Annotated in this window: 3 protein-coding genes; 2 read left to right on the top strand and 1 reads right to left on the bottom strand. The window is 75.3% G+C overall.

Annotation, left to right across the window (positions count from 1 at the left end):
* Positions 1-399 precede the first annotated feature (399 nt).
* Positions 400-1,821, top strand: coding sequence for an acyl-CoA synthetase (locus ACFV0O_RS41300; protein WP_380350182.1), 1,422 nt, complete (start codon positions 400-402; stop codon positions 1,819-1,821).
* 293 nt (positions 1,822-2,114) lie between these two features.
* Positions 2,115-2,981 (top strand): C40 family peptidase, encoded by an 867-nt coding sequence (locus ACFV0O_RS41305; RefSeq protein ID WP_380350185.1) that lies wholly within the window; start codon positions 2,115-2,117, stop codon positions 2,979-2,981.
* A gap of 166 nt (positions 2,982-3,147) precedes the next feature.
* Here the strand turns inward: ACFV0O_RS41305 and ACFV0O_RS41310 are convergent.
* The coding region (locus ACFV0O_RS41310) for a PfkB family carbohydrate kinase (protein ID WP_380350187.1) at positions 3,148-3,446 on the bottom strand (299 nt) is incomplete at its 5' end.

A 3,446-nucleotide genomic window follows, 5' to 3' on the forward strand; every position in this document is an offset into this window, starting at 1 on the left:
GATCTTCGAGCTGGTCGACTACGGCGTGGTCGGTGACCTCTTCGAGGTCCTGCCGCAGCTCACCGCCGAGGTGAAGGCCCGCAAGGCCTGATCCCGCGGGAAGGTTCGGAGGGCGTGGCGCCGGGTGCTCGGTGCCACGCCCTCCGTCGTCGTCCCCGGAGCACGGCGGGTGGTGCCGCGGCCCGTAGAGTCGGCGCGAACGCGTGTGACGTGCGGGCATGAGCCGTCCTCATGTCGGGGGATGAGCGGGGCTCATGACCCGATCGTGTGGCGGGCGGGGCATGAGCCGTCCTCATACCCCTGACCTGTGGCGTCCGGGGCATGAGGTGAACGCATGACCCGGACGTGTGACGTGCGGGACGCGACGCGACAGCGTGGGACGAGGGCGAGGACGGTGGCATGGCACTGCTGACGGCACTTCAGGGCGGATTCGGCGACGCGGCGGACGCGCTGCGGATCGACGGTCGGACGCTCTCCCGGGAGGAACTGCTGGGCGCGGCGACCGCCGTCGCGGACCGGGTGGCCGGCGCCCCCGCGCTGGCGGTGCTCGCCCGGCCCACCGTCGAGACGGTCACCGCCGTGGTCGGCGGCCTGCTCGCGGGCGTCCCGGTGGTGCCGCTGCCGCCCGACTCGGGGCCAAAGGAGCGCGAGCACATCCTGCGCGACTCGGGCGCGACGCTGCTCGCCCACGCCGCCGGGGAGGCGCTGCCCGGGTCCGGCCCGGTGGAGGGCCTGCCGGTCGATCCGCTGCAGCGCTCCGCCGCCACGTACGCCGAGCCGGCCGCGGACTCCACCGGCTTCGTGCTCTACACCTCGGGCACCACCGGCGCGCCCAAGGGCGCGGTGATCCGGCGCGGGGCGATCGCCGCCGACCTGGACGCGCTGGCCGCGGCCTGGCAGTGGACCGCAGAGGACACCCTCGCCCACGGCCTGCCGCTGTTCCACGTGCACGGCCTGTTGCTCGGCGTGCTCGGAGCCCTGCGCACCGGCAGTCGGCTGGTGCACACCGGCCGGCCCACCCCGGCCGGGTACGCGGCGGCCGGCGGCAGCCTGTACTTCGGCGTGCCCACCGTCTGGTCCCGGCTGGCGGCGGACCCGGAGGCGGCGGCCCGGTTGGCCCCGGCCCGGCTGCTCGTCTCCGGCAGCGCGCCGCTGCCCGTGCCGGTGTTCGAGAAGCTGGCCGCGCTCACCGGGCACGCCCCGATCGAGCGGTACGGGATGACCGAATCGCTGATCACCGTCAGCACCAGGGCCGACGGCGAGCGGCGCCCCGGCAGCGTCGGCCTGCCGCTGGACGGGGTACGCACCCGGCTGGTCGGCGAGGACGGCACGCGGCTGCCGAACGACGGGGAGACCGTCGGTGAGCTGCAGGTGTCCGGCCCGACACTGTTCAGCGGCTACCTCAACCGGCCGGACGCCGACGCCGAGGCCTGGACGGCGGACGGCTGGTTCCGCACCGGCGACGTCGCGGTGATCGGGCCGGACGGCTTCCACCGGATCGTCGGCCGGGCCTCGGTGGACCTGATCAAGAGCGGCGGCTACCGGATCGGCGCGGGCGAGGTGGAGGCCGCGCTGCGCGACCACCCGTCGGTCGCCGACGCGGCGGTGGTCGGCGTGCCGGACCCGGATCTCGGACAGGCGGTCGTCGCGTACGTCATCCCGGACGGCGCCGTGACGGGGGAACAGCTGACGGCTTTCGTGGCGGAGCGGCTCTCGGTGCACAAGCGGCCGCGCCGGGTCGTGCTGGTACCCGAACTGCCCCGCAACGCACTGGGAAAGGTGCTCAAGAAGCAGCTGCTGACGGAGGCCGACGGCCGGTGATGAGGGGGCGTCGGACACCTCCCCGGTGACGGGTGTTCACCCTGATGCGGCGTCGGTGCTCACCGCCCGTGACCCCTTCCATTGGCGCACTCCACTGCGCGCCGTGAGCGGATGCGTGCCTAACGTGACGAACAGGCAGGCCTCGGTCTGCCCGGCCGTGGGAACCGGTGGTACCGGGACCACGGCGGTTCGAATCAGCACCGCAGCCGCCCGTTCCGGCGGCAGTCCGCAGCGAGTCGCGGCGATCCGCAGCCTCTCGCTGAGATCCACAGCAGTGAAGGAAGTCAGCAGGGATGACCACCGTCAACACCGGCGCACCGGATGCCGCCGACGAACCGACCGCGCAGCAGGCCGCTGCCACCGCCCGTTCCTCCCGTCCCTCCAGGGCCGCGCGGCTCCGCCGGGGGATAGGCATGGTGGCCGTGATCGCGACCGGAGCGGGCGTGCTCGGCCTCGGCACCGGCGTGACCCCGGCGGCGGCCGAGACCGCGCCGGCGCACGCCGGGTGGGACGGCTCGCGGTACTGGTTCAAGAACAGCCAGGGGCAGTGGCGCTGGACCTCGCACTACGACGTGTACGTGGCGCGGACCGGTGGCGGGACGAAGTCCACGACCACGTCGTCGAGCGGGGGGATCAAGCAGGGCTGGGACGGTTCGCGCTACTGGTTCCGCAACAGCAAGGGCGAGTGGCGCTGGACCACGCACTACGACATCTACCTGGCGCGGACCGGGGGCGGTTCCTCGTCCTCGTCGGGTCCCGCGGGCTCGGGTTCGTCCGGCGGCTCGGTGGCCGCGGACCCGGACGTCGAGACCGCCGTGCAGTACGCGCTCGCCCAGCTGGGCAAGCCGTTCCGGACGGCGGGCAACGGGCCGGACGGGTACGACTGCTCGGGCCTGGTCCAGCAGTCCTTCAGGCGCGGCGGCATCAGCCTGCCGCGGGTCGCCAACGACCAGTTCGCGGCGACCACGCCCGTCAAGGCGAGCCAGCTGCGCCGCGGTGACCTGCTGTTCTGGTCGCCGGACGGGACTGCGCGGGGCATCCAGCACGTGGCGATCTACCTGGGCAACAACCAGTACGTCGAGGCCGCGCGACCGGGGACCACCATCCGGATCTCGGCGATCAGCAGCGGCTACTACCCGGCGTTCATGGGGCGGCCGTAGCGCCGTCGCGGGTACCCGGGTTCGCGCGGACGCTGCGGACGACGGGGGCCGGGGCCCCCTCGGGGGGCGGGGGGGCCGGGGGAAGTGGGGGGGGGGGCGGGGGGGCGGCGGGGCGGGCGCGCCGGCCCGGCCCCCCCCCCCCCCCCGCGGCTCGTTCGGCGCGCGGTCAGAGGTCCGTCGGCCGGGGGAGTGCGCCGCGGGCGCCGAGGGCGGTGACGGCGAAGGCCCCGGCGGCGACGGCGGTGGCCGCCGCTCCGGGGAGGTCGGCGCCGCGCGCGAGGCCGGCGGCGAGGGCGCCGCAGAAGGCGTCGCCCGCTCCGGTGGTGTCGACCACCCGGACGGCGGGGGCCGGCAGCCGGCTCGACCGTCCGTCCGTGAGGACCAGGGCGCCGTCCGCGCCGAGGGTGATCACGACGCCCTCGGCGCGGTCGGCGAGGAGCCGGGCGGCGTCGGTGACGTCGGCGG

Origin of the sequence: Kitasatospora sp. NPDC059577 (genome assembly GCF_042735475.1) — a bacterium.
Classification (GTDB): domain Bacteria; phylum Actinomycetota; class Actinomycetes; order Streptomycetales; family Streptomycetaceae; genus Kitasatospora.